The sequence below is a fragment of the Bradyrhizobium sp. G127 genome (genome assembly GCF_021502575.1).
Lineage (GTDB): Bacteria > Pseudomonadota > Alphaproteobacteria > Rhizobiales > Xanthobacteraceae > Afipia.
The window spans coordinates 1-25,717 of the sequence record NZ_JAKFGN010000001.1 but is presented as its reverse complement, the minus strand read 5'-3'; the positions used below and the strand labels follow the sequence as shown (position 1 = coordinate 25,717).

General features: G+C 61.8%; 24 protein-coding genes, 1 tRNA gene and 1 pseudogene. 10 read left to right on the top strand and 16 right to left on the bottom strand.

Features of this window, described 5'->3' with window-relative positions; all coding sequences use genetic code 11:
- Nucleotides 1–12 precede the first annotated feature (12 nt).
- From LVY71_RS00130 to LVY71_RS00120, 3 genes are all read left to right on the top strand, one after another.
- The gene (locus LVY71_RS00130) at nucleotides 13–891 is read left to right on the top strand and encodes a F0F1 ATP synthase subunit gamma (protein ID WP_235097183.1); all 879 of its coding nucleotides are present in this window, start codon (nucleotides 13–15) and stop codon (nucleotides 889–891) included.
- Between the two features lie 40 nt (nucleotides 892–931).
- The gene (atpD, locus tag LVY71_RS00125) at nucleotides 932–2,362 is read left to right on the top strand and encodes a F0F1 ATP synthase subunit beta (RefSeq protein WP_235097181.1); all 1,431 of its coding nucleotides are present in this window, start codon (nucleotides 932–934) and stop codon (nucleotides 2,360–2,362) included.
- 139 nt (nucleotides 2,363–2,501) lie between these two features.
- The gene (locus LVY71_RS00120; protein WP_235097180.1) at nucleotides 2,502–2,909 is read left to right on the top strand and encodes a F0F1 ATP synthase subunit epsilon; all 408 of its coding nucleotides are present in this window, start codon (nucleotides 2,502–2,504) and stop codon (nucleotides 2,907–2,909) included.
- A gap of 116 nt (nucleotides 2,910–3,025) precedes the next feature.
- Here the strand turns inward: LVY71_RS00120 and LVY71_RS00115 are convergent, their stop codons facing one another.
- From LVY71_RS00115 to obgE, 10 genes are all read right to left on the bottom strand, one after another.
- Nucleotides 3,026–3,520, bottom strand: coding sequence for an RNA pyrophosphohydrolase (locus LVY71_RS00115; RefSeq protein WP_235097179.1), 495 nt, complete (start codon nucleotides 3,518–3,520; stop codon nucleotides 3,026–3,028).
- A 108-nt stretch (nucleotides 3,521–3,628) separates the two neighbouring features.
- Nucleotides 3,629–4,837 (bottom strand): divergent polysaccharide deacetylase family protein, encoded by a 1,209-nt coding sequence (locus LVY71_RS00110; protein ID WP_235097178.1) that lies wholly within the window; start codon nucleotides 4,835–4,837, stop codon nucleotides 3,629–3,631.
- 164 nt (nucleotides 4,838–5,001) lie between these two features.
- Entirely contained in the window at nucleotides 5,002–6,345 is a 1,344-nt protein-coding gene (locus LVY71_RS00105; RefSeq protein WP_235097177.1) for a S41 family peptidase, read from the bottom strand.
- Nucleotides 6,342–7,700 carry a murein hydrolase activator EnvC family protein gene (locus LVY71_RS00100; protein WP_235097176.1) on the bottom strand — a complete coding sequence of 453 codons (1,359 nt, stop codon included), beginning with the start codon at nucleotides 7,698–7,700 and terminating at the stop codon, nucleotides 6,342–6,344. Before LVY71_RS00100 ends, LVY71_RS00105 begins: the two co-directional genes overlap by 4 nt.
- Before the next feature lie 58 nt (nucleotides 7,701–7,758).
- Nucleotides 7,759–8,241: a 23S rRNA (pseudouridine(1915)-N(3))-methyltransferase RlmH gene (gene rlmH / locus LVY71_RS00095; RefSeq protein WP_235097175.1), complete on the bottom strand. Its 483-nt coding sequence runs from the start codon at nucleotides 8,239–8,241 to the stop codon at nucleotides 7,759–7,761.
- 57 nt (nucleotides 8,242–8,298) lie between these two features.
- A complete protein-coding gene (rsfS, locus tag LVY71_RS00090; protein WP_283842492.1) occupies nucleotides 8,299–8,709 on the bottom strand; it encodes a ribosome silencing factor in 411 nt (136 codons plus the stop codon).
- 176 nt (nucleotides 8,710–8,885) lie between these two features.
- On the bottom strand, nucleotides 8,886–9,506 hold the full coding sequence (locus LVY71_RS00085; protein WP_283842522.1) for a nicotinate-nucleotide adenylyltransferase: 621 nt from the start codon (nucleotides 9,504–9,506) through the stop codon (nucleotides 8,886–8,888).
- Between the two features lie 44 nt (nucleotides 9,507–9,550).
- Nucleotides 9,551–10,861, bottom strand: coding sequence for a glutamate-5-semialdehyde dehydrogenase (locus LVY71_RS00080; protein ID WP_235097174.1), 1,311 nt, complete (start codon nucleotides 10,859–10,861; stop codon nucleotides 9,551–9,553).
- 149 nt (nucleotides 10,862–11,010) lie between these two features.
- Nucleotides 11,011–12,156 carry a glutamate 5-kinase gene (gene proB / locus LVY71_RS00075; RefSeq protein WP_235097173.1) on the bottom strand — a complete coding sequence of 382 codons (1,146 nt, stop codon included), beginning with the start codon at nucleotides 12,154–12,156 and terminating at the stop codon, nucleotides 11,011–11,013.
- 45 nt (nucleotides 12,157–12,201) lie between these two features.
- Nucleotides 12,202–13,275, bottom strand: a complete 1,074-nt coding sequence (obgE, locus tag LVY71_RS00070) for a GTPase ObgE (RefSeq protein ID WP_235097172.1) — start codon at nucleotides 13,273–13,275, stop codon at nucleotides 12,202–12,204.
- 251 nt (nucleotides 13,276–13,526) lie between these two features.
- Here obgE and LVY71_RS00065 point away from each other — a divergent pair, with 251 nt between their 5' ends.
- Together LVY71_RS00065 and LVY71_RS00060 are read left to right on the top strand one after the other, a co-directional pair.
- Nucleotides 13,527–14,447, top strand: coding sequence for a DMT family transporter (locus LVY71_RS00065; RefSeq protein WP_235097171.1), 921 nt, complete (start codon nucleotides 13,527–13,529; stop codon nucleotides 14,445–14,447).
- Between the two features lie 156 nt (nucleotides 14,448–14,603).
- Nucleotides 14,604–15,530, top strand: a complete 927-nt coding sequence (locus tag LVY71_RS00060) for a DMT family transporter (RefSeq protein WP_235097170.1) — start codon at nucleotides 14,604–14,606, stop codon at nucleotides 15,528–15,530.
- Between the two features lie 10 nt (nucleotides 15,531–15,540).
- Here LVY71_RS00060 and LVY71_RS00055 read toward each other — a convergent pair whose 3' ends face one another.
- The 3 genes from LVY71_RS00055 to rplU form a co-directional block, all read right to left on the bottom strand.
- Nucleotides 15,541–16,128 (bottom strand): GNAT family N-acetyltransferase, encoded by a 588-nt coding sequence (locus LVY71_RS00055; RefSeq protein WP_235097169.1) that lies wholly within the window; start codon nucleotides 16,126–16,128, stop codon nucleotides 15,541–15,543.
- 138 nt (nucleotides 16,129–16,266) lie between these two features.
- Nucleotides 16,267–16,536, bottom strand: coding sequence for a 50S ribosomal protein L27 (gene rpmA, locus LVY71_RS00050; protein WP_235097168.1), 270 nt, complete (start codon nucleotides 16,534–16,536; stop codon nucleotides 16,267–16,269).
- Nucleotides 16,537–16,592: 56 nt separating this feature from the next.
- Nucleotides 16,593–17,087 (bottom strand): 50S ribosomal protein L21, encoded by a 495-nt coding sequence (rplU, locus tag LVY71_RS00045; protein WP_235097167.1) that lies wholly within the window; start codon nucleotides 17,085–17,087, stop codon nucleotides 16,593–16,595.
- A 425-nt stretch (nucleotides 17,088–17,512) separates the two neighbouring features.
- Between rplU and LVY71_RS00040 the strand changes: the two genes are divergently transcribed.
- Both LVY71_RS00040 and LVY71_RS00035 read left to right on the top strand, forming a co-directional pair.
- Nucleotides 17,513–18,589: an ROK family protein gene (locus tag LVY71_RS00040; protein WP_235097166.1), complete on the top strand. Its 1,077-nt coding sequence runs from the start codon at nucleotides 17,513–17,515 to the stop codon at nucleotides 18,587–18,589.
- Between the two features lie 242 nt (nucleotides 18,590–18,831).
- A tRNA-Ser gene (locus LVY71_RS00035) sits at nucleotides 18,832–18,921 on the top strand.
- Between the two features lie 120 nt (nucleotides 18,922–19,041).
- Here the strand turns inward: LVY71_RS00035 and LVY71_RS00030 are convergent.
- The 3 genes from LVY71_RS00030 to LVY71_RS00020 form a co-directional block, all read right to left on the bottom strand.
- Nucleotides 19,042–20,568 (bottom strand): glycosyltransferase family 39 protein, encoded by a 1,527-nt coding sequence (locus tag LVY71_RS00030; RefSeq protein WP_235097165.1) that lies wholly within the window; start codon nucleotides 20,566–20,568, stop codon nucleotides 19,042–19,044.
- 15 nt (nucleotides 20,569–20,583) lie between these two features.
- Complete coding sequence (locus LVY71_RS00025; RefSeq protein WP_235097164.1) at nucleotides 20,584–22,113, bottom strand: glycosyltransferase family 39 protein; 1,530 nt, start codon at nucleotides 22,111–22,113, stop codon at nucleotides 20,584–20,586.
- 194 nt (nucleotides 22,114–22,307) lie between these two features.
- Nucleotides 22,308–22,535, bottom strand: a complete 228-nt coding sequence (locus LVY71_RS00020) for an FmdB family zinc ribbon protein (protein ID WP_235097163.1) — start codon at nucleotides 22,533–22,535, stop codon at nucleotides 22,308–22,310.
- 708 nt (nucleotides 22,536–23,243) lie between these two features.
- On the opposite strand from LVY71_RS00020, the gene nifA reads away from it, so the two are divergent.
- The 3 genes and pseudogenes from nifA to LVY71_RS00005 form a co-directional block, all read left to right on the top strand.
- Nucleotides 23,244–24,983, top strand: a complete 1,740-nt coding sequence (gene nifA, locus LVY71_RS00015; protein ID WP_235097162.1) for a nif-specific transcriptional activator NifA — start codon at nucleotides 23,244–23,246, stop codon at nucleotides 24,981–24,983.
- A gap of 158 nt (nucleotides 24,984–25,141) precedes the next feature.
- Nucleotides 25,142–25,336, top strand: coding sequence for a 4Fe-4S binding protein (locus tag LVY71_RS00010; protein ID WP_235097161.1), 195 nt, complete (start codon nucleotides 25,142–25,144; stop codon nucleotides 25,334–25,336).
- A 225-nt stretch (nucleotides 25,337–25,561) separates the two neighbouring features.
- Nucleotides 25,562–25,717: pseudogene (locus tag LVY71_RS00005) on the top strand (Fe-S cluster assembly protein SufB); the annotation flags it as partial.

Genomic DNA, 25,717 nt, shown 5'->3' with positions numbered 1-25,717 from the left:
GTGAGATAAAGAATGGCGTCTCTCAAGGACATGCGTGTCCGCATCGCCTCGACCAAGGCGACGCAGAAGATCACCAAGGCCATGCAGATGGTTGCGGCGTCCAAGTTGCGCCGTGCCCAGACCGCGGCCGAAGCCGCGCGCCCCTATGCCGAGCGCATGGACGCGGTGATCACGAATATTGCGGGCGCGGCTACCGGTTCCGGCACGGCGCCGGCACTGCTGGCCGGCACCGGCAATGACAAGGTTCACCTGCTGCTGGTCTGCACCGGCGAGCGCGGCCTGTCCGGCGCGTTCAATTCGTCGATCGTGCGGCTTGCGCGCGAGCGTGCGCTGGCGCTGATGAACCAGGGCAAGGAAGTCAAAATCTTCTGCGTCGGCCGCAAGGGCTACGAGCAGCTGCGCCGCCAGTTCGAGAGGCAGATCGTCGGCCATACCGAGCTTCGCTCGGTAAAGGTTCTCGGCTTCAAGAATGCTGAAGACATCGCGAAGAAAATCATCGCGATGTTCGATGCAGGCGAGTTCGACGTCTGCACGCTGTTCTATTCGCGTTTCAAGTCGGTGATAGCGCAGGTTCCGACCGCGCAACAGATCATTCCGCTTGTGATCGAACAGAAGGAAGCCGCGACCGGTGCGGCGTCGGTTTACGACTACGAGCCGGCTGAGGACGAAATTCTGTCGAGCCTGCTGCCGCGGAATCTCGCGGTGCAGATTTTCCGCGCACTGCTCGAGAACAACGCATCGTTCTACGGCGCGCAGATGAGCGCGATGGACAACGCGACCCGCAACGCCGGCGACATGATCCGCAAGCAGACGCTGATCTACAACCGCACCCGCCAGGCGATGATTACCAAGGAACTGATCGAAATCATCTCCGGCGCCGAAGCCATCTGAGCCGACCGCCGCACAGACCGAGTTTTAAGGAGACTATCCCATGGCATCACCCGCCAACCAGACCGGACGCATTTCGCAGGTTATCGGCGCCGTCGTCGACGTGAAGTTCGACGGCTATCTGCCGGCCATTCTCAACGCCATCGAGACCAAGAACGGCAACAACCGTCTGGTGCTCGAAGTCGCGCAGCACCTCGGTGAATCCACGGTGCGCGCCATTGCGATGGACACCACCGAGGGTCTGGTGCGCGGTCAGGAAGTCACCGACACCGGCGCGCCGATCATGGTGCCGGTCGGCGCCGGCACGCTCGGCCGTATCATGAACGTCATCGGCGAACCGGTGGACGAGCAGGGCCCGGTGAAAGCCGAAGGCACCCGCGCGATCCATCAGGAAGCGCCGAGCTATACCGATCAGTCGACCGAGGCTGAAATTCTCGTCACCGGCATCAAGGTCGTCGACCTGCTCGCGCCTTATGCCAAGGGCGGCAAGATCGGCCTGTTCGGCGGCGCCGGCGTCGGCAAGACCGTTCTCATTCAGGAACTGATCAACAACGTCGCCAAGGCGCACGGCGGTTACTCGGTGTTCGCAGGCGTGGGTGAGCGAACCCGCGAAGGCAACGACCTCTATCACGAGTTCATCGAATCCGGCGTCAACAAGGAAGGCGGCGGCGAAGGTTCGAAGTGCGCCCTCGTGTACGGCCAGATGAACGAGCCTCCGGGTGCACGCGCGCGTGTCGGCCTCACCGGCCTGACTGTCGCCGAGCACTTCCGCGATCAGGGCCAGGACGTGCTGTTCTTCGTCGATAACATTTTCCGCTTCACCCAGGCAGGTTCGGAAGTGTCCGCTCTGCTTGGCCGTATTCCTTCGGCGGTGGGTTATCAGCCGACGCTCGCGACCGACATGGGCGCGCTGCAGGAGCGCATCACCACCACCAACAAGGGCTCGATCACCTCGGTGCAGGCGATTTACGTTCCGGCCGACGACTTGACCGACCCGGCGCCTGCAACCTCGTTCGCCCACTTGGACGCGACGACGGTGCTGAACCGCGCAATTTCGGAAAAGGGCATCTATCCGGCGGTGGACCCGCTCGACTCGACCTCGCGCATGCTGTCGCCGCTGATTGTCGGCGAAGAGCATTACCAGACCGCGCGTCTCGTGCAGCAGGTGCTCCAGCGCTACAAGTCGCTCCAGGACATCATCGCCATTCTTGGCATGGATGAATTGTCGGAGGAGGACAAGCTGACCGTGGCCCGCGCCCGCAAGGTCGAGCGCTTCCTGTCGCAGCCGTTCCACGTCGCTGAAATCTTCACCGGCTCGCCGGGCAAGTTCGTCGACCTCGCCGACACCATCAAGGGCTTCAAGGATCTCTGCAACGGCAAGTACGATCACCTGCCGGAAGCCGCGTTCTACATGGTCGGCACCATCGAAGAAGCCGTCGAGAAGGGCAAGAAGCTCGCGGCGGAAGCGGCCTGACTGCAATCGGAGACTGCGCCGTCACCCTGAGGTGCGAGCGCAACGAGCCTCGAAGGGCGACGGTGTTATCCTTCGAGAGCCGCGGAGAAACGGCCACCTCAGGATGACGATCGCGCTTGTAGCTAAGGTTTGACTGCATATGGCCACCTTTCATTTCGATCTCGTGTCGCCGGAAAAGATCGCCTTCTCGGGTGAAGTCGAGCAGGTCGATATTCCAGGCGTCGAAGGCGACTTTGGCGTGATGGCCGGTCATGCGCCGCTGGTGGCGACCGTTCGCCCCGGCATCATGACCGTCACGGTCGGCGGCAAGCACGAGAAGATCATCGTGCTCGGCGGCCTTGCGGAAATTTCGGACAAGGGCCTCACGGTGCTTGCCGACACCGCGACCTCGATCGCGGAACTGGATCGCGAACTGTTCGCGCAGCAGATCGCCGAGATGGAAGAGGGGCTGAAGGAAGAAGAGGGCGACGCGCTCGATCGCGCCATCACCCGCCTCGATCACTTCAAGGTCATTCAGCAGCAGATCATCTCGACCGCTATGCATTGAGGCGCGTGCGCTTGTCGCGCGCGCCAGCGGCCGGACACCGGCGATTTCAAATACCTTCTGCAAAACAGGCTTCCCGAAGCCACGCATGACAGCGCTCGCGTCGTCGTCGTTCGTGTTCAGGTCAGCGGCAAGAATTCCTCGACCACGCGCTCGTAGACCGGGCGCTTGAACGGCACGATCAGCTCCGGGAGATTCTTCATTGGCTCCCAGCGCCAGTCAATGAACTCGGGCTTGTGCCCGGCCGGAGAAGCGACGTTGATCTCGCTATCCTTGCCGGTAAAGCGCAGCGCGTACCATTTCTGCTTCTGGCCCCGGAACCGGCCCTTCCAGGCCCGTCCGGCGACCGTGCGCGGGATGTCGTAGGTGAGCCAGTCTTTCACCTCGCCGAGTTTCTCCACCGACTTGACGTTGGTTTCCTCGTACAACTCGCGCTTGGCTGCGGCCCAGGTGTCTTCGCCGGCATCGACACCGCCTTGCGGCATCTGCCAGACGTGAGTCTGATCGACATGCTCGGGGCCGCCGATCCGGCGTCCAATAAAAACCAGTCCGTGTGCATTGATCAGGGTAATCCCGACGCAAGTCCGGTAGGGCAGATCGTCGTAACGCGCCATACTGCTAAAATCCTCGGTCCTTGTCCGGTGCGCCGGGCGTGCTCATTACGCTCTTTGCTCTCGTCTGCGTGGGGGCGCGGAACGCCGTTCCCGCCAACTTAAGCGCACCTAGCTAGATTTTGGTTTCAGCATCGCCGTTGTCAACGGCACCAGCAGGACGCCCTTGCCCTCAAGCTGCTTTGCCCAGGTTCCGATCCGTTCGATGGAGATCGGCAGTGCCGACGCGATACCCACGGCGGACCCGCGCTCCTTCGCCAGCGCCTCCAGCCGCGCAAGTGACCGGTCGATTTCCGCCACCGTCGGTACGGTGTCGATGGTCAGGTCGGCTTTTGCAAACGGCATCGCCTGACCCTCGGCGATCACGCGCGCGACACTTCGCGGCGCGCTGCCATCATCCAGCCAGGCGAGGCCGCGCCGGGCCGCTTCCTTGACGACCGGCTGCATTGCCGCGTCGGTCGCGACGAAACGCGAGCCCATGAAATTGGCGATTCCGACATAGCCCTGAAACCGGCTCATGTGCCACGCCAGCCGGTCGGAGTTCTGATCGGCAGCCAGCGTGGTGAGCAGCGTCTGTGGACCGGGATCGTTGTCGGGATAGTCGAACGGCTCCATCGGCACTTGCAGCAAAACTTCGTGCTTCTGCGCGCGCGCCCGCTCGACCAGCTTGCCGGGATCCGAGCCATAAGGGGTGAAAGCCAGCGTCACCGCGCCGGGCAGCTTGGTAATCGCATCGCTGGTTTTGGCGGCACCCACGCCAAGGCCGGATACGACAATGGCGATGACGGGGGTCTTGCCGGCGACCGCTCGCTCGGCGTCGCTGCCGGCAGCATAGGCCCGGAACGGCTTCAACCCGTCGGCCGCCACCGGAATCATGCCATAGCGTGAACTCTCAAGCAGCTTCGGATTGATGCCGGCCGTCCCGGCCGGCGGCCCGTCCGCTTTCACCGGAACGTCTGCCGCGGTACCGACAATGACGCTTTGCCGGGCGCCGCTCGAGCCGTCGATGATGGTGACAGTCTGTTGCCCGGCGGTGGGCTCTCGGGCGCTTGCAGGGGCTTCCTTGGGCGCTGACGGGGGAGCAGCGCCGGCCTGCTGCTGTGCGGCCTTCTCACCGGGTAGCGTAGCGGGATCGTAGGCGACCTTCGCCAGTGGCTCGCCGCCCATCGGGTCGTGGTTGAAGATTGCGAAGCCGAGAAAGACGGTCAGAAACAGCCCGAACAGCGCCGCAATCGCCTGCGGTGCCGTGAACGGAAGCCGGTATCGCCGCTTGCGCGGCGGATCCTGTCCGAGCGGAGCGCTCAGATCGTCGGTGGTCACTGACCTCAACCCTCGCGAATCAATCGCCGAATCCTATCACGGCACCTGACTCGTGGCCGCAAAGGCGTGGGTTCCGGAGCGATTGAGAAGGTCGCTATGTCCCAACAAAAAGGGCGGCCCGGAGGCCGCCCAAACGGATGGAAATAACTTTCCGGAATCGAGGCTCAGTTTGCAGCCTTGTTCGAGGCCTTGTCCGTGGGCGCAGGGGCCGACGTGGTCTGCTTGATGCCGTGCAGAAGGTCTGCGGCCATTTTCAGCGCCTTGTCGTCCTTGGCATCCGGCGGCACGTAAGACTGCGAGCCGGTTTCTTCCTGGCCCTCGGCCTTCAGATGGCCGCGCAGCGAGGCTTCACCCTTGGTGTCGGTCTTCGACTTCAGGTCGTCAGGCACATCCTGCTGGACTTCGATATCCGGGATGATGCCCTTGGCCTGGATCGACTTGCCCGACGGGGTGAAGTAGCGCGCGGTGGTGAGCCGCAGCGCGCCGTTGCCGGAGCCGAGCGGAATGATGGTCTGCACCGAACCCTTGCCGAACGAGCGGGTTCCGAGCAGCGTTGCGCGCTTGTGATCCTGCAAGGCGCCGGCGACGATTTCCGATGCCGATGCGGAGCCGCCGTTGATCAGCACGATCACCGGCTTGCCCTTGGCGAGGTCGCCGGCCTTGGCGGTGCGGCGCTGGGTTTCCTCGGCGTTGCGGCCGCGAGTGGAGACGATCTCGCCGCGATCGAGGAACGCATCGGAGACCGACACGGCTTCCTCGAGCAGTCCGCCGGGATTGTTGCGCAGGTCGATGATGTAACCCTTGATCTTGTCCGGACCAATCTGTGTGGTCAGGTTCGTCATCTCGCGCTTTAGACCCTCGGTGGTCTGTTCGTTGAAGGTGGTGATGCGGATATAGGCGATATCGTCGCTCTCGACGCGCGCGCGCACCGAGCGCACGCGGATGTTGTCACGCGTCAGCGTGACTTCGAGCGGCTTGTCCTGCCCCTTGCGGATGATCTTCAGCTTGATCTTGGTGTTGACCGGGCCGCGCATCTTCTCGACGGCCTGGTTGAGGGTCAGGCCCTGCACCGGCTCGTCGTCCAGATTCGAGATGATGTCATTGGCCATGATGCCGGCCTTGGATGCCGGCGTTTCGTCGATCGGCGAGACCACCTTGATAAGGCCGTCTTCCATCGTGACTTCGATGCCGAGGCCGCCGAACTCGCCGCGCGTCTGCACCTGCATATCGCGGAAGCTCTTCGCGTCCATGTAGCTGGAATGCGGATCGAGGCCGGTGAGCATGCCGCTGATGGCGGTCTCCACCAGCTTGCTGTCGTCCGGCTTCTCGACATAGTCGCTACGTACCCGCTCGAACACATCGCCGAACAGGTTGAGCTGGCGATAGGTGTCGGACGACGCGGCACGCGCCGTCGATCCCACCAGCGCAGCACGCGGCTGAGTGAGGAAAAGTGTTGCCGCCGCGCCCGCCGCGACGCTGAGGAGAACCAGGGAAGTCTTGCGCATCATCCGCGAACCTTTTGGCCTTCACTTGCGGCCCACCATGGACCAGAATCGATTGGAGTGCCGTCCTTACGGAACTCGATGTAGAGCACAGGCTGGCTGGACGCTGCCGCCAGAATTGACGCGACCTGAGAGGTGCTCCCCATGGTCGCGACCGGTTCTCCCGTTAGAACAAACTGCCCGATCGTGACCGAAATACGTTCCATCCCGGCGATCAGGACATGATACCCGCCGCCGGCGTTGAGGATCAAGAGTTGTCCGTAGCTCCGGAACGGGCCTGAGTAAACAACCCAGCCATCACAAGGTGTTGTGACCTGCGCCCCCGGTCGCGTGGCGATGGAAATGCCCTTTTCCTGGCCACCGCTTCCGTCGGAACCGCCAAAACTGCGGATCCGGGTGCCGTTAACCGGAATTGGCAATAGTCCCTTGGCGGAGGCGAAGGCGATCGCCGGGCTCAATCGCGCCGGGTCCTTCAGCGCGCCCAGGTTCGGCTTGCCGTTGAGGGAGACTGGGGTGCCTTGCAGTTCGGCCGCAGCGGCGGCCTTCGCCGCCGCCTTCACGTCCTGTTCCATTTTGGCGATCAGGTCCTGAAGGGTCTCGGTTTGTCTGGACAGCGCGATAGCGCGCTGCCGTTCGGCTTCCATATCCTTCTCGGTGTCGGTCTGCTGTTTCTGACGCGCCTGCACCAGCGCCGCGAGGCGCGCGCGGTCGTCGTTGAGCTTGTCGCGATCCGTCGCCAGCCGGTCGCGTTCTTCCGCGATATTCTTGCGCAAGCTCACCAGTTCGCCGAGATCACTGGCGAGCTTGGCGGCGCGTGCGCGCATCTCCGGCACGACGGCGCCGAGCAGCATCGCTGTGCGCAGTGACTGCAATGCATCCTCAGGCCGCACGAAGAGCGCCGGCGGTGCGCGGCGTCCGGCGCGCTGCAGGGCCGCCAATACTTCGGAAATTTCATCGCGGCGCGACTCGAGCGAGGCGCGAATCTGAAGCTCGCGCGCATCAAGGGGGCGCAAGCGGCCCTCGGTCTCGGCCATCTTGCCTTCGACGTCGCGGACCTGTGCGGCGATGCCGATCAGCTGCTGGTTGAGCTTGGTGCGATCCTGCCCTATGGCCGCGATATCGGCCTTCAGCTTTTGTTCGAGTTCGGCGGCTTTCTTCTGCTGCTCGCGCGCAGCTTCAAGTTCCTGCGTGCGTTGCTTGAGGGCTTCCGGATCCGGCGCGCTGACCTGCTTGACGGCGCTCTGCGCCGATGCGGGCCAGCTTCCGACCGTAACGTGCAGTGATGACAACACCAGCGACAAGGGCAGCGCCGCGCCGCGCGTCAGCCTGCGTATGGTCAGCGGGGTTGCAGTGTCGGTCACGTACGGTCGATCTCTCGGATCTTCTGAGTGGACGTGATCTTTTAAAGCAGATCATGCCTTACGCGCGATGGTACGGATGGCCTGATAAAATGGTCGCGGCCCGGTAAACCTGCTCCAGCAGCATGACGCGCACCATCTGGTGCGGCCAGGTTGCTTTTCCAAACGCAACGCTGAGTTTTGCCTTGCGCCTTAAATCGGGCGAAAGTCCGTCCGCGCCGCCGATCAAAAAAACGGCGTTTGGAACCGATTCGTCCCGCCAGCGGCCAAGATGCCGCGCGAAGGTTGCGCTGTCGATGGTCTCGCCGCGCTCGTCGAGCGCGATGATGGACGATTTGTCAGGAATCAGAGCCGCGATCGCCGCCGCTTCTTCGCCGATCCGGGCAGCGGCATCGCGCCCGCGGCTTTCCGGAATTTCATGAATCTCGAGGCCGCGGAATCCAAGCTTGCGGCCGATATCGTCGAACCGCTCGCGATAACGTTCGGCAAGCTCCCGTTCCGGACCCTGTTTCAGGCGGCCGATGGCGATGACGAGGATGCGCATGGCGCGCAAACTACCATGCGCGCACGCACGTGAATACACGCGCAGCCTCAGCTCCGTTCAGCGCGCCTTCGCCGCCGGCTTCTCGGAGGTCCACATCTTTTCAAGATTGTAGAACTCGCGGACTTCCGGCCTGAACACGTGAACGATCACATCGCCGGAATCGATCAGCACCCAGTCGCAGTTGGGCAGTCCCTCGATATGAGGGGCGGGGATGCCGCTCTCTTTCAGGCCCTTTGCGACGTTCTCCGCGATCGCGCCGACGTGACGGTTGGCCCGTCCGGAGGTCACGACCATGTAGTCGGTGATGGAGGATTTGCCGCGAAGGTCGATGGTGACCGTCTCTTCCGCTTTCATGTCGTCAAGGCGGGAGAGGATCAGTTTCAGCGTCTCGTCGGAATCCGGCCGCGCCTGCAAGGCGGGAACGAGGCCGACGGAGACAGGCGTCGCTCTAACACGAGGCTTGGACAAAGCAGCCTTGGCCGAGGCAGTTTTGGACAATACAGATGTGGTCAGGGACCATTCCTTTCACTGTATCGCGAGCGCCGAATCCTGACGCCCGCCTTCATCATACGCATGTGGGGTTAACGGTTTCAATGTTCCAGATGAGCGCGCGGTGATTTGCGCCGTTCTGTTGCCGGAAAGCGTCATCGCGAATCGGCATCCTTCCAGCTTCCGTCCGGGTTCCGCAATCGTGTCGAGGACAGGCTCGATTTCAGCCCGGTGAGGAAGGTCCATGCCGGCGCGCGGCGGCTCGCCAGCGCTCCGGCATTGCGCTCGTCAATGCGGCAAGACATCAGGGCCTGAGCGGCGACGGACGACAGGGAGCGGAAACTGTTGGGCGGGCGATCAATCACGGCGATAGGCACCATGTCGGCGATATGCCGCCAGCTTTCCCAGCGGTTGAACTGCGCGAGATTGTCAGCGCCCATGATCCACACAAAACGCACACCGGAACAGCGGCGCCGCAAGTAGGAAATCGTATCCGCAGTGTAACGGGTGCCAATGACGGTTTCGAGACAACTGACATCGATGCGCGGATGATGCGCAACCCTCTCGGCTGCCGCCATGCGCTCGCGCAAGGCATGCAGCGAGCCGTTGTCCTTGAGCGGATTGCCAGGCGAGACCAGCCACCAGATGCGATCAAGCTGCAACCGCTTCATTGCGAACAGGCTGATCGCACGATGAGCCTCGTGCGGCGGATTGAACGATCCGCCGAGCAGGCCGATCCGCATGCCGTCGGTGTGAAGCGGAATGCCGTGAGACAGGCACGTCGCGTCATGCGAGGGCGCGTCGGTCCCGGGCGCGCGATTCACGGACGTGTCTGTCCGGTGCCGTGAACGCGATACTTGAAGCTGGTGAGTTGCTCCGCGCCGACCGGGCCACGTGCGTGAAACTTGCCGGTGGCGATGCCGATTTCCGCGCCGAAGCCGAACTCGCCGCCGTCGGCGAACTGCGTCGAGGCGTTATGCAGCACGATGGCGGAATCCACCTCGTTGAGAAATTTCTGTGCGGCTTTCGTGTCCTCGGTCACGATGGCGTCGGTATGATGCGAGCCGTAGCGTGCGATATGGGCGAGCGCGTCGTCGACGCCGTCCACCAGCTTCGCGGAAATGATCGCGTCTTCGTATTCGGTGGCCCAGTCATCGTCCGAGACGGGTTTGACTCGTGCATCGACCGCGCGAATGTCATCGCCGCCGCGCACTTCGCAGCCGGCATCGAGCAGCATCGTCACCAGCGGTTTGAGTTGCTTGTCCGCCGCAGCCTTGTCGATCAGCAGCGTTTCGGCCGCGCCGCAGACACCGGGGCGTCGCATCTTGGCATTAAGAACAATCGTCTTTGCCATATGGAGCGACGCCGCCTTGTCGACATAGACGTGATTGACGCCTTCGAGATGCGCGAACACCGGCACGCGCGCCTCAAGCTGCACGCGGGCGACGAGGTTTTTGCCGCCACGGGGCACGATCACGTCGATCCCGCCGTTGAGTCCTGCGAGCATCTGCCCGACCGCCGCGCGGTCACGGGTAGGCACCAGCGAAATGGATTCTTCGGGAAGTCCCGCCTTGCGGAGACCTTCGATGAGGCACTGATGGATCGCGCGGCAGGAGCGGAAGCTGTCCGAGCCGCCGCGCAGGATCACGGCGTTGCCGGATTTCAGGCACAGCGCACCGGCATCGGCGGCGACATTGGGGCGGCTCTCGAAGATCACGCCGACTACGCCGAGCGGCACGCGCACGCGTTCGATGGTCATGCCGTTGGGGCGCGTCCAGGATTCGGTGACGATGCCGACAGGATCGGGGATCGCTCGCACCACGTCGATGCCGTCGGCCATGGCGGCGATGCGCGCGTCATTGAGCGCGAGACGATCGACGAAGGCGCCGCTTGATCCGTTGGCTTTTGCTTCGGCAACGTCCTCGGCATTGGCGGCGAGTATTTCTTTTGCACTGGCCCGGATAGCCGCGGCCATGGCGGCAAGCGCCGCGTCCTTCTGTGCGCTTTGGGCCAGCGCCAGAACCCGCGCAGCACGGCGCGCTCCCGCGCCGAGGTCGGTCATCAGCGCGGCCAGATCAGCAGCGCCATCCAGATCTTTGGCGCTATCCAGTACTTTGAGCGGTGCGGACATGAGGTCTATCTAGTGCGGATTGCCTGTAAGGCTATGCCCTAGCACAGAAATTCTGATCCGGCGAGCCGCCGGGAACATGGCTGGTCGGCGGGTCGGCCAATGGCCTGTTGCGGTCGCCTCTAGGTCATTGGCCGGGCTTGCGCTTTGTCCTACTTGGCGCTGTCGACGCCGCGGGGGCCGCCGACCACGAGGTCGTCGCGGTGGATCATTTCCGCCCGCCCGCTGATGCCGAGGATCTGGGCGGCATCCGAGGAGGAGCGGCCCTTGATCAGTTCCGCGTTCTCCGCGTCATAGGCCACGAGACCGCGCCCGATCTCATGGGTATCCGGACCGCGCACCACCACGGCATCGCCGCGCGCGAACTGTCCGTCGACCCGGATCACGCCGGCCGGCAGCAGGCTCTTGCCGGCGCGCAATGCCGCGACCGCGCCCGCGTCGATGGTGAGCGTGCCCTTCGGCTCCAGTGACCCCGCGATCCAGCGCTTGCGCGCGGTGACGGGATTGGCCGGGGTGAGAAACCAGGTGCATGGCCCTCCGTCGGCGATGGCTTGCAACGGATGCTCGATCTTGCCCGATGCGATCAGCATGTGGGTGCCGGCGCTGGTTGCGATCTTCGCGGCCTCGATCTTGGTGCGCATGCCGCCGCGCGACAGTTCAGACTCCGCAGCGCCCGCCATCGCCTCGACATCGGCGGTGATGGATTCGACGACGGGTATCAGCTTTGCGTTCGGGTTTGCCGAAGGCGGCGCAGTGTAGAGGCCGTCGATGTCCGAGAGCAGAATGAGCAGATCAGCGCTGGTCATGGTGGCGACGCGCGCAGCGAGGCGGTCATTGTCGCCGTAGCGGATTTCGTTGGTGGCGACGGTATCGTTCTCGTTGATGACCGGCACCGCGCGCCATTCCAGAAGTTTCGAGATCGTCGAGCGCGCATTGAGATAGCGCCGCCGTTCCTCGGTGTCCTGCAGCGTCACCAGGATTTGTCCCGCGCCGATTCCGTGCGCGCCGAGCACCTCCGACCAGATCCGTGCCAGTGCGATCTGCCCGACTGCCGCCGCCGCCTGGCTTTCCTCGAGCTTGAGCGCGCCGCTTGGCAATTTCAGGCGGCTGCGTCCGAGCGCGATCGAACCGGACGAGACGACCAGCACATCCTTGCCGTCATGATGCAGTTTCGCGATGTCGGCGGCCAGCGCGGCCAGCCAGCTTGCGCGTACTTCGCCGGCAACTGAATCGATCAGCAGCGACGATCCGACCTTGACGACGATGCGGCGAAAGTTTTTCAGCTTGGGGTGCGACATGAGAAATCAGCATTATCAGGGATAACTTGAAAAAGGCGGAAGGCGTCAGTGGCCCAGCGGCGTCCAGCCGGCCGGCTCCGGGTCCGCCTCCACAACGCTTTCTGTCGCTCTCTTGGCCTTCGCGGAGACCGGCGCTTCGTCGATCAGCGCCACCAGCGCTCGCAGCGCTTCCGGCACGCCTTGGCGCGTGACACCGGACAGCAAGAGCGGCGTTTTCTTCGCCGCGCGCTTCAGCCGCGCCTTCTGGTCCTTGAGGTGCTCGGGCGTCACCGCATCGATCTTGTTGAGCGCCACGATCTCGATCTTCTCGGCGAGATGTTCGTCGTAGGCCTCAAGTTCGGCGCGCACGGTCTTGTAAGCCTTGCCAGCGTGCTCGCACGTTGCGTCCACCAGATGCAGCAGCACGCGGCAGCGCTCCACGTGGCCGAGAAAACGGTCACCCAGTCCCGCGCCTTCATGCGCGCCCTCGATCAGCCCCGGAATATCCGCCAGCACGAACTCGCGTCCGTCGATGCTGACGACGCCAAGCTGCGGGTGCAGTGTTGTGAAGGGATAGTCCGCGATCTTCGGTTTTGCCGCGCTGACGACCGACAGGAATGTGGACTTGCCGGCATTGGGCAGTCCGACGAGTCCCGCATCGGCGATCAGTTTCAGCCGCAGCCAGATCCAGCGCTCCTCGCCGGGCTGGCCAGGATTGGCGTTGCGCGGCGCGCGGTTGGTCGAGGTCTTGAAATGCGCGTTGCCGAAACCGCCGTTGCCGCCCGTCGCCAGCACGAATTTCTCGCCGACTTCAGTAAAGTCGTGGATCAGGGTCTCGCGGTCTTCGTCGAAAATCTGCGTGCCGAGCGGCACCTTGAGGACGACGTCCTTGCCGTTGGCGCCGTGGCGATCCGAGCCCATGCCATTCACGCCCTTGGGCGCCTTGAAGTGCTGCTGGTAGCGGTAGTCGATCAGCGTGTTGAGACCATCGGCGACTTCGACGATGACGTCGCCGCCACGGCCGCCGTTGCCCCCGCTCGGCCCGCCGAACTCGATGAACTTCTCGCGGCGAAATGCCACGCAGCCGTTACCGCCGTCGCCGGAGCGGATATAGACCTTGGCTTCGTCGAGAAATTTCATCGGTTTTCCATGGTGCCGCGACGGGCAAGAAAAGTCGGCTTTTTGCCTCCAGTCACGCTCCGGATATATGCGCCATGGGTGCCCGAGCGGCAACCCATTCATGCCAAATAACGCCGAAAAGGCCGTATTTCCGGCGGTTGCGGTAAACGTCTGGGTCTCTTAAACAGCGGCAGAATCGTCGCGAGCCGGTGCTGCTTCACTCGGAATGTCTCGCGGCCGCATTTTGGACCCATTCACCCCGGCGGCGGCGCATGACCCTGTTGGCGAAAATCTCGGCCGATACCGGCAACCGCTCGGCGGCGCTCGCGGGCATCGCGCTGATGCTGCTGGCGGTCTGGATGTTCTCGTTCGGCGACGCGCTGGGCAAGTACATCGTGGCGACTTACTCGGTCGGGCAGTTGCTGCTGCTGCGCGCCGCCTCGAGTCTCGTTCTGCTGTCTCCGGCGATCTGGCGCCAGCGTGCAGCACTTCGCAACATTCAGAGGCCGGGTCTGCAAGCCATCCGCGTCGTGCTGTCCACGCTCGAGGTGGCGGCGTTCTTCGCTGCCTCCGTTTATCTGCCGCTCGCGGATGTCATCACCTACTATCTCGCTGCGCCGATCTTCGTCACTGCGGCCTCCGCGATCTTCCTGGGCGAGCATGTCGGCTGGCGGCGCTGGAGCGCCATCCTCGTCGGCTTTGTCGGCGTGATGATCGCATTGCGTCCATCGACCCAGGCCGTGAGCTGGCCGGCGATGATCGCGCTGGCGGGCAGCGCGTCGTTTGCCGCGCTGATGATCATTACGCGTTCGCTGCGCGGCACGCCGGACATCGTGCTGACCTCGGCGCAGTTCGCCGGAACCCTGCTGTTCGGCCTGATTGCTGCGCCGTTCGGCTGGATAACGCCGAGCCTGCCGGACTTCGGTCTTTTCGCGGTGGCGGGCTGCATTTCCATTGCGGCAGCCATGTGCGTCAACCGCTCACTCAAGCTCGCGCCGGCCAGCGTGGTCGTGCCGTACCAGTACACGATGATTATCTGGGCCGTGATCTTCGGTTACGTGGTGTTCGGTGATGTGCCGTCGATTGCCATGCTCGCAGGTGCGGCGGTGATCATCCTCGCCGGCCTCTATATCTTCCTGCGCGAGCGCCAGCTTGTGCGCGCCGAGCCGGTTGTGGTGCCGCCGCCGGGTTGAAGCATGGCCGTGCAAAACGGCCTGCGTTTCTGGCGGTTGTGTGGGAAGCGATTGCTTTCTAAGCAGGATTGCGTGCGGCGCGTCGGTCAGATTCGGCGCGCACCGCTCCTGTTTTAAACACCTCCATTTAGCGGTTTCTGCGCCAGCCCGTTGCCGATGAATCTTTCCTTCAAATCGTTGCGCCGCAGGCCGCCGCTTTCCGCCGCGCTTGGCGGGATTCTATTCATGCTGGCGGCGATGACGATCTTCTCGCTGGTCAATGTCTTCAGCAAGATGATGGTGGCGGCTTATCCGCCGGCGCAGTTGTTTTTCATTCGCGGCTTCGGTGCGATTGCAGCGCTGCTGCCGTTTCTGGCGCGCGACAATTTCGCCGCCGCCCGCAATGTGCCGCGGCCCGGATTGCAGGTGTTGCGAATGGCATTGTCGGTCTCGGACGGCATGCTGTTCTTCACGGCGATCAAGTACATTCCGCTGGCGGACGCCACGACGTGCTATCTCGCAGCGCCGATTTTCGTCACCGCGTTTTCAGCGATTTTCCTGCGCGAGCATGTCGGCTGGCGGCGCTGGACCGCCGTCGTTGTCGGCTTTGTGGGGGTGCTGATCGCGCTTCGGCCGACCGGTGCGGCCATCTCCTGGCCTGCGCTGATCGCGCTGGCCGGATGTCTCTGTCAGTCGATTTTCATGATCGTGACGCGATACGTGCGCGGGACGTCGAATATCTTTCTGGCGACCACCCAGGTGGTCGGATCGTTCGTGTTCGGCGGCGTGGTGTCGGCGTTTCTGTTCGTGCCGCCGACGTGGATTCTCGTCGCGCTGTTGCTGATTAGCGGCGTCGTCAATGTCGCCGCGGTGCTGTGCCTCAACCGTTCGCTGATTCTTGCGCCGGCCAGCGTGGTGGCGCCGTTTCAATACACCATGATTGTCTGGGCGATTGTGCTGGGCTTTCTGGTGTTCGGCGACGTGCCGTCACCGAACACCGTGATAGGAGCAACCATCGTTGCCTGCGCCGGAATCTACATCTTCCTGCGCGAGCGGACGGCGATGCACCGCGAGCCCCAGCCCAATCCGCCGACGGTGGTATGATGCGTCTTGCCTAGCGCCGAGTCGAGTTGTTCCAGCTCTTGATCGACGACCAGACGCCGCGCTCCAGCTTGAAGCGGTCCACCGGGGTCGATGATCCAAGCGCGAGAAACCGGTGCAGCTCGACGCCGGTCCACTGGAAGCCGCACTTCTCCAGCACATGACGCGACGCCGGGTTCAGCACCCGTGCGCCGGCGAGAAGCTGCTCGATGGCGAATTCCTCGAACGCGTAATCGATCACCGCGCGCGCGGCCTCGGTCGCATAGCCCTTGCCCCAGTGCTCGACACCGAAGCAGTAGCCAAGCTCGGGTTCGTTCTCGTTTTCCCAACTCACGCCGACCAGGCCGACGGCAGCGCGTTCGCGCTCGACGAGGAAAACAGTATCGATGGTGGCCGCGACGGTGGTCACGAAGCTGATGGCATCGTCCGTTGTGTACGGATGTGGCACGCGGCGCAGATTGATCGACACGCGCTTGTCGCCGACGACCTGCGCGATGGCTTTTACGTCCGCGAGCGTCGGCTGACGCAACACCAGCCGATCGGTCTCGAGGACGACGGCTCTTGATTCCCGCAAGGTGAGAGTTGGCGTTGGCTGCAGCATGGTGGGCTCCTTATTGCGCTCGCCCCGAAAGCAACGAGCGCGCAAAACAAAAGGGGAGGCCGGTTTCCCGTCTCCCCTTCGAGCCTTCCAGTGCTCTGCCGGTTCAACGAGACCCGGCAGACGCGATGTGTCTACCGTTTATTCAGCCGCTTCCGCCGTCGGAATAACCGAGACGAAGGTGCGGCCGTTGGCTTTGGCGCGGAATTCGACTTTGCCTTCGACCTTGGCGAACAGGGTATGATCGGTGCCCATGCCGACGTTGAGGCCGGGATGCCAGGTCGTGCCGCGCTGACGCGCAATGATGTTGCCCGGAATCACGTGCTCGCCGCCGTACGCCTTGACCCCAAGGCGCTTGCCTGCCGAGTCGCGTCCGTTGCGCGATGAACCGCCTGCTTTTTTGTGAGCCATGGCTCCGTCTCCAAAATTCGCTTTAAGCTATAGACCGATTCCTTGACGGAATCATTTCACTTTTTGTCGCTCTTTGCCGCGGTCTTCTTCGCAGCAGCCTTCGGCTTGGCCGCGGCCTTGGGAGCCGCTTTCTTGGCCGGAGCCTTTTTCGCGACCTTGGCCGGAGCCTCGTCACCGTCAACCGGCGCGGCCTCGACCTTCTTTTCTTTCTTCGGGCGCGGACCCACGGTCGGGGCCTTGCCATCGGTCAGAATTTCGGTGACGCGGATCACCGTGATTTCATCGCGATAGCCGCGCTTACGCTTCGAATTCTTGCGGCGGCGCTTCTTGAAGGCAATAACCTTCGGGCCGCGCTTGTGGTCCAGCACTTCGGCGGCCACGGATGCGCCGCTGACGAACGGAGCCCCCAGAACCGGCGTATCGCCGCCAACCACCAAAACTTCACCAAGCTGCACGATCGATCCAACATCGCCGGCGATCTTGCCAATCTCAAGCACATCATCCGGAACGACGCGGAACTGCCGGCCCCCGGTTTTGATGACTGCGAACATCGTTTTTTTCCTTGTGTTCGATTCCGGCGCTCGGATGACTCCGGCCCGGCTTCTTGTTCAGTCGTTACATTTTAAGCGCGACCGGAAGCAAAACCGGTTTCCACTTTTGCTGGGCCGCGCTCGTTGGGTTCGCCGCGATCATCATGCGATCATCGCGAAATCTCTGCGCTATCGCGGCTGCTCTCGTTTCGGAGCGGTCCGGTCACGCAAAAACAAACGGCGCGAGAAATCCCGCGCCGGGTTGCGGGTGTTATAGCCGCAGAAGGCTGCGAGTCAAGAAAAAGTGGCCTGAAAATGGGCCATTTGTAAGCCATTTGGGCCAATTTTCCTGCCTTCCGGCCCTTTGCGGCCGCTGCGTCGCCGCGCCACCGCAACCATCCGGTTCCCCGGCCGTTATACCCGGCAACAGGCAAGGGGCACCGCATATGGCTGAGGACACTCTCGCAACTGCCGGAATCGGCAATCATGGGGCGGCGCGGCTGCCGTCCGTGGACATCGACAGCTACAACATCGAACTCAAGGACGATGACGGGTTTCTCGGCGACCGCGCCAGCAAGGGTGCGTTTCAGGACATTCTCGACAAGTGGCGCAAACCGCTCAAGAAGAATGGCGACGATCCATTCGGCGGCAAGGCGTCGGAAGACATCAGCAAGAAGAAGCTAGACGAGATTCTCGGTGGTGATGATGTCGAGGCGGCGGCGCTGGTGCACAGCGCCATCGAAGAGTTTGCGCAGGAGCTGGCCTACGTCACGCAACGTTTTCTCAAGACCAAGGCGTGGGACAAGACCGAGGCGATCATCGTCGGCGGCGGTTTCCGGCAAAGCCGGATCGGAGAACTGGCGATCGCGCGAGCCAGCATTATTCTTGCCGCGAACGGCGGAAAAGCTGGCCTGATCCCGATCCGCTTCCATCCCGATGAAGCTGCATTGATCGGCTGCGCTCATCTCGCGCCGTCATGGATTTTTGAGGGTCATGACAGTCTTCTCGCTGTCGACATCGGCGGCACCAATATCCGCTGCGGCGTGGTGGAAACGCGGCAGAAAAAGACACCGGATTTGTCGAAAGCCTCGGTCTGGAAATCCGAACTGTGGCGTCATGCGGATGACGAGCCGACGCGCGAAGGGGCCGTGAAAAAGCTCGCTGGAATGCTGAAGGGCCTGCTCAAGGAGGCGGAGGCCGAAGGTCTCAAACTTGCGCCTTTCATTGGCGTGTCGTGTCCCGGCGCGATCGATTCCGATGGATCGATCGAGAAAGGCGCGCAGAACCTGCCGGGCAACTGGGAAAGCAGCAAGTTCAATTTGCCTGCAAGCCTGATCGAGGCGATCCCCGCCATCCGCGATCACGACACCGCCGTACTCATGCACAATGACGGCGTGGTGCAGGGTTTAAGCGAAATTCCCTTCATGCAGGACTACAAGCGATGGGGAATCCTCACCATCGGAACCGGGCTTGGCAACGCGCGCTTCACCATGCGCAATCCGAAGGAGAAGAAAAAAGGGTGACGCGGGCGGTGGGGTTGCCGGGCTGTACCCGGCAGTGGCGGCCGGGCTGCTTCCCGTGACATGAAGTGGCGGTAAATGCGTGTTCCTTGACCGTGAGCAGAGCGCCAGCCCCGGCACCCTCCCGCTTCCGGGCCAATCCGTTCATTCTAAAGGCTTGAAAAGAGGTCCAGCGCCTTGTCTGGACCGGCGTCCTCGCTTAGAACTCGCCCGCGACCCGGCGGGAAACCGCCGCTTTGGTACCCGGAGAGGTGGCAGAGTGGTCGAATGCACCGCACTCGAAATGCGGCATAGGTGCAAGCCTATCGGGGGTTCGAATCCCTCCCTCTCCGCCACCCTCACGAATCGTATACCCGACATAAGCATCATTCGGAGATCCCGGCGTCGCGAAGGCCGACCGAAATCCCGGACCTGCAATTCGACGCGCTGAATCTGTCGCGCCGCGCGCTTGAACGTTATTGAAGGATCGCCCAGGCGAAATAGAAGGTGAAGCGGCCGTTCGCCACCGGGATCACAACAGGGGGCTGTTGCGGCACGTTTCCGGCAATTTTGGCGAGATGGCTCGGCATTGATCCTTCGTCATTCGGATTCCAGATCAGAATCGCACCCCTGGCCCGCACATCGGTCGGATCAATCCACGGAGCCTTGGCGAAATCGGCGTTGATCACCACGCGTGGTCGGCTGGCAAGATAACGCGATATATTCCCGGCCTCGATCAGGGGGCCGATCACGTAAGCCGGCGTGCGTCCAGTCGCTGCAACATACCTGCGCTCAATTTCGGCTGCGAGCTGCGGACCCGGAAACTGTTGGGTTCGCCTTACATAGTTCAGGCTGAAAGCCCCGCTGTTGAAGATAATGATGAGTACGGCGGATGCAGTGAAAACTGCCGCCCATGCACCCGTTATCCAGGCAAGACTGCGCGATTCAATCGCATGATTGTAAGTTACGACAAACCAAAGCCCGAGATAGAGCCACAGCGGGTAGCCCCACAGTGCAATGGTCCCGCGGCCGGTAACGGCGCTGAGCAGGATCATGGTCAAGAATGGTCCAAAGGCCAGAAGCGCTACGATCCGCCGGTCGAAGGCGTCAAAGCCTGCCGGTACGACGGGCTTGCCGAGCGTGACAGCGAGTTTGAAAATTGAAAAATAGAGAAGCGGAGCGGCTATTAAAAGCGATGGCAACAGGTAGCCGAGCTGCCTGATTGCGAACTGTCCCGGATAAACGACGTGGTCCAGTATGCTTCGCGATGGTGCGGCTCTTTGATCCACGTATTCGAACGGGGCGAAGTTATGCTGCATCAGCCAGATCAGGTGCGGCAGGATGACGACGAGTCCCGCCGCCACGGCGATCCACGGGCCCGGCCGCTTCAGGTTCGGACGGGCGTCGCGGTCCAGAATCATGAATGCGGCAATGGGCAGCGCGAGAACGATGACGAAATACTTAGCCCAGAACGCGGCTCCGAGCGCAGCGCCGAGCAATATCCAGTCACGATGACGCCCGTTGCGTAAAGCTGCGTGCAGCGCGTAACCCGCAAGTGCCCAGAATGGCAATTGCGCCACGTCGTGATTGAAGTGTGTCGAAGCTGACTGGAAGTAATCGAGGCCGTCCACGATCAGCACGGCGACCAGCGCGCCGACAGGGCCGACCAGCCGTCGCGCCGTCGCCCAGACGATAGCAAAGGTCGCTACGACGAAAAGTTGCGATAGTGCATAGTACGCGGCATCATAAGGCAGGATCCGATACACTGCTTCGGCAATCCACCAAGGCAATGGCGATAGCTTGGCGTACCCGAGTTGCCACTCCCGGCCGTAGATCAGCGCCTCGAGTCCGTCGAGGGGCAGCGCGTTGTAAAGCAGGGATGGAAGAGCGGTCCAGATACCAAACTGCAAAGCCAGAAACAGCGCAAACGCGGCGCGAGGATTTCGCGTGATGAATTCAAGCGGCGCGATCTGATGCGGTTCGTGATTGGCGAGAATCGTCATCGAGCCTCCTTGGGGCTAAAACGGCGATGTCGGGTAAGGCCTCAAATAGTTTCTGGCGTAATGAAGATGTAGCCTGATCACGAGCTGATCGCCACGCCGAACCTCCACCACCTCGATCGGTTCGATCTTCTCGAAAAAGGGACCGAGCCGAGCCATGAGCTGAGGCTCCTGGTCATCGGCGATGACGATCACGGCATCCCATCCGACCGCGGATCGGGAATCGTGACTGAATGCGAAACTGCGCGCGTCGCCGCATAAACAAAAGGCCGGCAGCTTGCTGCCAAGTTCGAAGTCCACCTTTCCGGTAACGCCGCGGGCCGTTGTCGCCACGAAGAGTCGCGACTGTCTTGTAAAGCCGTGCGCATCGAACGCGGGCCGCAACTCCCTCCATCGCAAGCCCTTCAATGAGGGATTGAAGCGGCCGTCTACCAACGATGATGGCAGTCGGTTCCAGAGCGCGCCGGTCGCGATCTCCGCAGTGACGAGCGAGACCATCAGCACCGTGGCCGCGATGGACGCTAGCAGCCAGTTTCGCGTCAGCGCATTGTCGCGTTCCAGCCGCTGCACAATGAAATGCCCGGCCAGCGGAAACAGCGCCAGATAGCCCGGCGCCTGCCAGTGATGATGACCACCCGACGAAACCCACAGTGAAATAATACTGAACAGCACAATCGGCGTCGCGCCGATCACCGATGGCAGCCAGGTTCGCCAGTCGCGTGGGCCTTGTCCAAATCCCCACATGCAAGCCTGGATACAGGGTATCCATATCCATGGGCCGATCAGCGCCGCCTGTCCGGCAATCGTCTCAAGCAGGCTGAGAAAATTGATCCCTTCGAATTCAATCGCTCGCTGACCCTGAAAGCCGAATGAAATCCAGTCGTGGTGCCAATTCCAGATCAGGACCGGGCTGAACATGGCCAAAGCCAAAGCCGCTCCGAGATAGGGACCGGGTTCGGAAAACCAGCGTCGGTGGCTCGGGCTTGTGATCGCAAACAGGATCAAACCGAATGCGACAACGACGGTTGAATACTTGGACAGCAATGCCAAACCCAGACACATGCCTACGCCAAGCCAACGGATAAGGCGCTGCCTCTCGCGGATTACCCCTTCAAGGTGGACAATGAGCAGGATCGCGGCCAGCAGGAAGAACGTCATCGGGCCATCGGGCTGCGCCCAGGCCGAGAAGCTGATGGTGAAAAGCGGCGAGAGATTCAGGAGCAGCGCCGCCACGGCGCCCGCCCGTTTGTCGAACAGGTCTGTGCCGATCCGGTAAAGCATCCAGGTCGAGCCGATCGACATGGCGATGAACGGCCCGCGCAGGATGGCCAGCGCATCGGCTCCGGTTACCGTCCGCGTCAGCCAAATAATCCAGAACGCCAGAGGAGGGTGGTCAAAATAGCTGAGTTCGAAGCTGCGGGCGTTCGCGATGTAGTAGGCTTCGCTGTGATCGAAATCCAGGCCGGCAACGGCAATTGCGATGCGAAACGCAGTGCTGCAGGCGATCGTCCACGCGACAAGCCTCGCTGGCCGTTCCAACACCAGCATCTTAATAGCCTCAGACGACGAATGCCCACGAATGAAACTACAAGCCTTCCGATGTTGCGGCCGAGTATGATTGTGCGCTCACAACAGTTAATGGAGCGATGGTGGCGCATCGTAAGGATTTTTCCGCCGTTAATCAATTCGGTGACGGACCGGTTGCATAAGCGGTATGCGCCGCTTCCCGCTCGCAGATACTTTCAGCGCCGGCGTTCGGAACGACTATAATTGCTCAGATGTCCTTCGCGGGCCGCCTGCGCTCTTGCGGATCTTATGATGCCGCGGCTCTTGCCCGGCGGAGCTGTGCGCGACATCAGACGCTCCATCTTTTGGCTTCCACAGGTTGGGCAGATGGGCGTGTCGGAAAAGCTGGCCAGCAACTCCACGTCCTTGTCGCACTCCGCGCAATGGTAACTATAAAGCGGCATGGCCGCGCCTCCTGTTTGACTGCCTCGGCAGCATACTTTCTTCAGGTAATTCCGGCCGGTGAGGTGATCGTCTTGTTGGGCCGATTCCTGTCGCTCGGAACTTCCAGCACAGTCGTGCAGGAACCGGACCAAGTTCGAGCGTCGTCAATGGAGCCCAGGCGGCGCATGCTTTGTATCGAACATGACGGGAGATGTCGGAAAATCGACATTCGATTGGCACCACGTGTCAAATCTGGTTCGTGCTTCACACGATCGGATCACTTCGCCACCGAAAACCGATTTTCATAACTTGGCCCGGATCATGCAAACGCATTCAGTGTCGGAAAGCTTCCGATGCGACGCGTTGAAACAGCGCGGAGTTGCGCCACTCAAGATAGTTGGCGGACAGCATGCCGGAGTGGCCTGTGTTGAAGAATCCGAAAAGGAAGCGAAGCGTTGATTGGCGAGGTGCCGGATGCTGTCAATTTAGCCGCAGCAGTTTGATCCAGGTCAATGTGCGGATTGTGGCGATCATCGGGACCATCTATTTGCCCGCAATTGCTGGATTTGGCGCTGCGGCTTGCGAACAGTAAATGAGCAGATTCTCGCCCTCTTGTTCTGCTGCGATGCGTTCAAGTTGGGCACGACATTCGTGTGAAGATGGGACAGGATAATAAAAAGCACTCAGAAAAGTCGGCGGGGAAAGTCCAGGACGATGGAGAACCCGCTATGGCTCATGCTGATGTATCTGAAGCCGTAAGATTGGAAGCCCGGCCGGGCGCTCCGCTGATTCCGCTGAGTGAGATTGCGCTCACGGGCATTTACGAGATATCCAAGATCCTCAACGCGCCGAACAGGCTTGAGGCTACGCTTTCAAACGTTCTCAATGTTCTGTCGTCATTCCTGCAGATGCGGCACGGCGTTATTTCGCTGTTAGCGGATGACGACATCCCGGACATTACCGTCGGTATCGGTTGGAACGAGGGGGCCGACGAACGCTACCGGGCGCGTCTGCCGGAAACGGCAATCGGACAGATTGTGGCGACGGCCGTTCCGTTGGTCGCGGAAAACGTTGCCACGCATCCTCTGTTTGCGACCGATGCGGCGTTGCTTGGCGCTGCGGATGACGTCAGGGTCTCGTTCATCGGCGTTCCGATCCGTATCGGCGCGAAGGTTGTCGGCACGCTGACCATCGACCGCGTCTGGGACGGCCGCTCGGTCTTCCGTCTCGACAATGACGTGCGCTTTCTCACGATGATCGCCAATTTGATCGGCCAGACCGTTCAGCTCTATCGCGTGGTCTCGCGTGACCGCGACCGCCTCATGGCCGAGAGCCACCGTCTTCAGAAGGAGTTGCTCGAACTCAAGCCGGTGAAGGAGCGCAAGAAGGTTCATATCAAGGGTATTATTGGAGACAGCCCGGCGCTTCGCTCGTTACTCGACAAGATCATGATTGTCGCCAAATCCAATTCCACGGTGCTCCTTCGCGGCGAATCCGGCACCGGCAAAGAGTTGATCGCCAAGGCGATTCACGAGCTGTCGCCCCGTGCGAAGGGTCCTTTCATCAAGATCAACTGTGCAGCGTTGCCGGAATCCGTCCTCGAGTCCGAATTGTTTGGCCACGAAAAAGGGGCGTTTACGGGTGCCGTCAATGCGCGCAAGGGGCGCTTCGAACTTGCCGACAAAGGCACGCTGTTCCTCGACGAGATTGGAGAAATTTCTCCGGCCTTTCAGGCCAAGCTCCTGCGTGTGTTGCAGGAGCAGGAATTCGAGCGTGTCGGCGGCAATCACACCATCAAGGTCGACGTGCGTCTCGTGACAGCAACCAACAGGAATCTCGAAGAAGCTGTGGCGCGCAACGAATTTCGCGCCGATCTTTACTATCGTATCAGCGTTGTGCCGATGCTGCTGCCGCCGCTGCGCGAACGGCGCGGGGATATTCCGCCGCTTGCGGGCGAATTTCTCAAGCGTTTCAATGAAGAGAATGGCCGCGCCATGTCGCTCGACCCGAGTGCATTGGAGGTGCTGATGAGCTGTGGTTTCCCGGGAAATGTGCGCGAGCTTGAGAACTGCGTGCAGCGAACCGCAACCCTGGCGCATGGTCCGTCGATCATGATGGATGACTTTGCCTGCCGCCGGAACGAGTGTCTGTCTGCGATGCTGTGGCGAGGCCATTCCGAGGTGGCACCGCCGCGTTTGCGGCCTGCGGTCTCGTTTCCGGTGTTGCCGGCCGCCGCTGACGGCACGAGTGCTGATACAACGCCGGGGCAAGCAGTTGCAGACCCGGCTCATGCGACGGCTGGTTCGGGAGCCGTGAGCCGTGGGCAGATGCCGGATCGTGATCGCTTCATCGCGGCGATGGAGAAATCGGGCTGGGTTCAGGCCAAGGCCGCCCGCATCCTCGGATTGACGCCGCGCCAGATTGGCTATGCGCTGAAAAAACATGGCATCGAGGTCAAGCACCTCTGATCCCGGCTGTCGCAAGTGCGACAGCCTGTCGTGGGCGCGACAGCCGTTCATCGACAATTGCCGCAAATAACCAATACAAATCAAAGGTCTGATTTCTGGCACGCCGCTTGAAAGGGAGCTGTCATTCGACATCGCATGCGCGGTTCGGGAGTCACGAGATGTCCTACAAGATCATCGCCTCACAATGCACGGTCTGCGGCGCTTGCGAGTTCGAGTGCCCCAACGCTGCCATTCGTCTCAAGAACGATATGTACATTATCGATCCCAAGAAATGCACCGAGTGCGTTGGGAGTTTCGATACGCCGCAATGCGCGGTGGTTTGCCCGGTCGAAAATACCTGCGTACCTGCGTAAGGAATCGCGGCGATGGCAAACGATGGCAGCAACTCGAGTGCGTCAGGCAGGCTTATCGCGTGGCTGGGTGGGCAACTCGCTGCGCTGGTTTCCGGGGAAGATTTGCGGGTCCGTAATTTGATTGCAGGCGGGGTCGCGCGCACGCGTTCAAGTCACGATGCTGAGATGACATCGCGTTGGTATGCACGGCACACCCAAGCGACGAAGATGCGAGGGGAGTGACCCATGGCCGCCGTGCAGGAAACCGTCGAGCGCGTCAAAAGCATTGATGTCGAACAGTACAAATACGGTTTCGAGACAGTCATTGAATCGGAGAAGGCGCCGAAGGGTCTTTCGGAGGACACGGTTCGATTCATCTCGGCGAAGAAGAACGAGCCGGCC

Coding starts and splice junctions, on each gene's coding strand:
- LVY71_RS00010 (WP_235097161.1), top strand. CDS start 25,142: ATGTCCTACAAGATCATCGCCTCACAATGCACGGTCTGCGGCGCTTGC.
- LVY71_RS00120 (WP_235097180.1), top strand. CDS start 2,502: ATGGCCACCTTTCATTTCGATCTCGTGTCGCCGGAAAAGATCGCCTTC.
- rlmH (WP_235097175.1), bottom strand. CDS start 8,241: ATGCGCATCCTCGTCATCGCCATCGGCCGCCTGAAACAGGGTCCGGAA.
- LVY71_RS00130 (WP_235097183.1), top strand. CDS start 13: ATGGCGTCTCTCAAGGACATGCGTGTCCGCATCGCCTCGACCAAGGCG.
- LVY71_RS00105 (WP_235097177.1), bottom strand. CDS start 6,345: ATGATGCGCAAGACTTCCCTGGTTCTCCTCAGCGTCGCGGCGGGCGCG.
- LVY71_RS00025 (WP_235097164.1), bottom strand. CDS start 22,113: ATGCTGGTGTTGGAACGGCCAGCGAGGCTTGTCGCGTGGACGATCGCC.
- LVY71_RS00115 (WP_235097179.1), bottom strand. CDS start 3,520: ATGGCGCGTTACGACGATCTGCCCTACCGGACTTGCGTCGGGATTACC.
- obgE (WP_235097172.1), bottom strand. CDS start 13,275: ATGAAATTTCTCGACGAAGCCAAGGTCTATATCCGCTCCGGCGACGGC.
- proB (WP_235097173.1), bottom strand. CDS start 12,156: ATGTCGCACCCCAAGCTGAAAAACTTTCGCCGCATCGTCGTCAAGGTC.
- nifA (WP_235097162.1), top strand. CDS start 23,244: ATGGCTCATGCTGATGTATCTGAAGCCGTAAGATTGGAAGCCCGGCCG.
- LVY71_RS00055 (WP_235097169.1), bottom strand. CDS start 16,128: ATGCTGCAGCCAACGCCAACTCTCACCTTGCGGGAATCAAGAGCCGTC.
- LVY71_RS00065 (WP_235097171.1), top strand. CDS start 13,527: ATGACCCTGTTGGCGAAAATCTCGGCCGATACCGGCAACCGCTCGGCG.
- LVY71_RS00080 (WP_235097174.1), bottom strand. CDS start 10,861: ATGTCCGCACCGCTCAAAGTACTGGATAGCGCCAAAGATCTGGATGGC.
- rpmA (WP_235097168.1), bottom strand. CDS start 16,536: ATGGCTCACAAAAAAGCAGGCGGTTCATCGCGCAACGGACGCGACTCG.
- atpD (WP_235097181.1), top strand. CDS start 932: ATGGCATCACCCGCCAACCAGACCGGACGCATTTCGCAGGTTATCGGC.
- LVY71_RS00030 (WP_235097165.1), bottom strand. CDS start 20,568: ATGACGATTCTCGCCAATCACGAACCGCATCAGATCGCGCCGCTTGAA.
- LVY71_RS00040 (WP_235097166.1), top strand. CDS start 17,513: ATGGCTGAGGACACTCTCGCAACTGCCGGAATCGGCAATCATGGGGCG.
- rplU (WP_235097167.1), bottom strand. CDS start 17,087: ATGTTCGCAGTCATCAAAACCGGGGGCCGGCAGTTCCGCGTCGTTCCG.
- LVY71_RS00060 (WP_235097170.1), top strand. CDS start 14,604: ATGAATCTTTCCTTCAAATCGTTGCGCCGCAGGCCGCCGCTTTCCGCC.
- LVY71_RS00020 (WP_235097163.1), bottom strand. CDS start 22,535: ATGCCGCTTTATAGTTACCATTGCGCGGAGTGCGACAAGGACGTGGAG.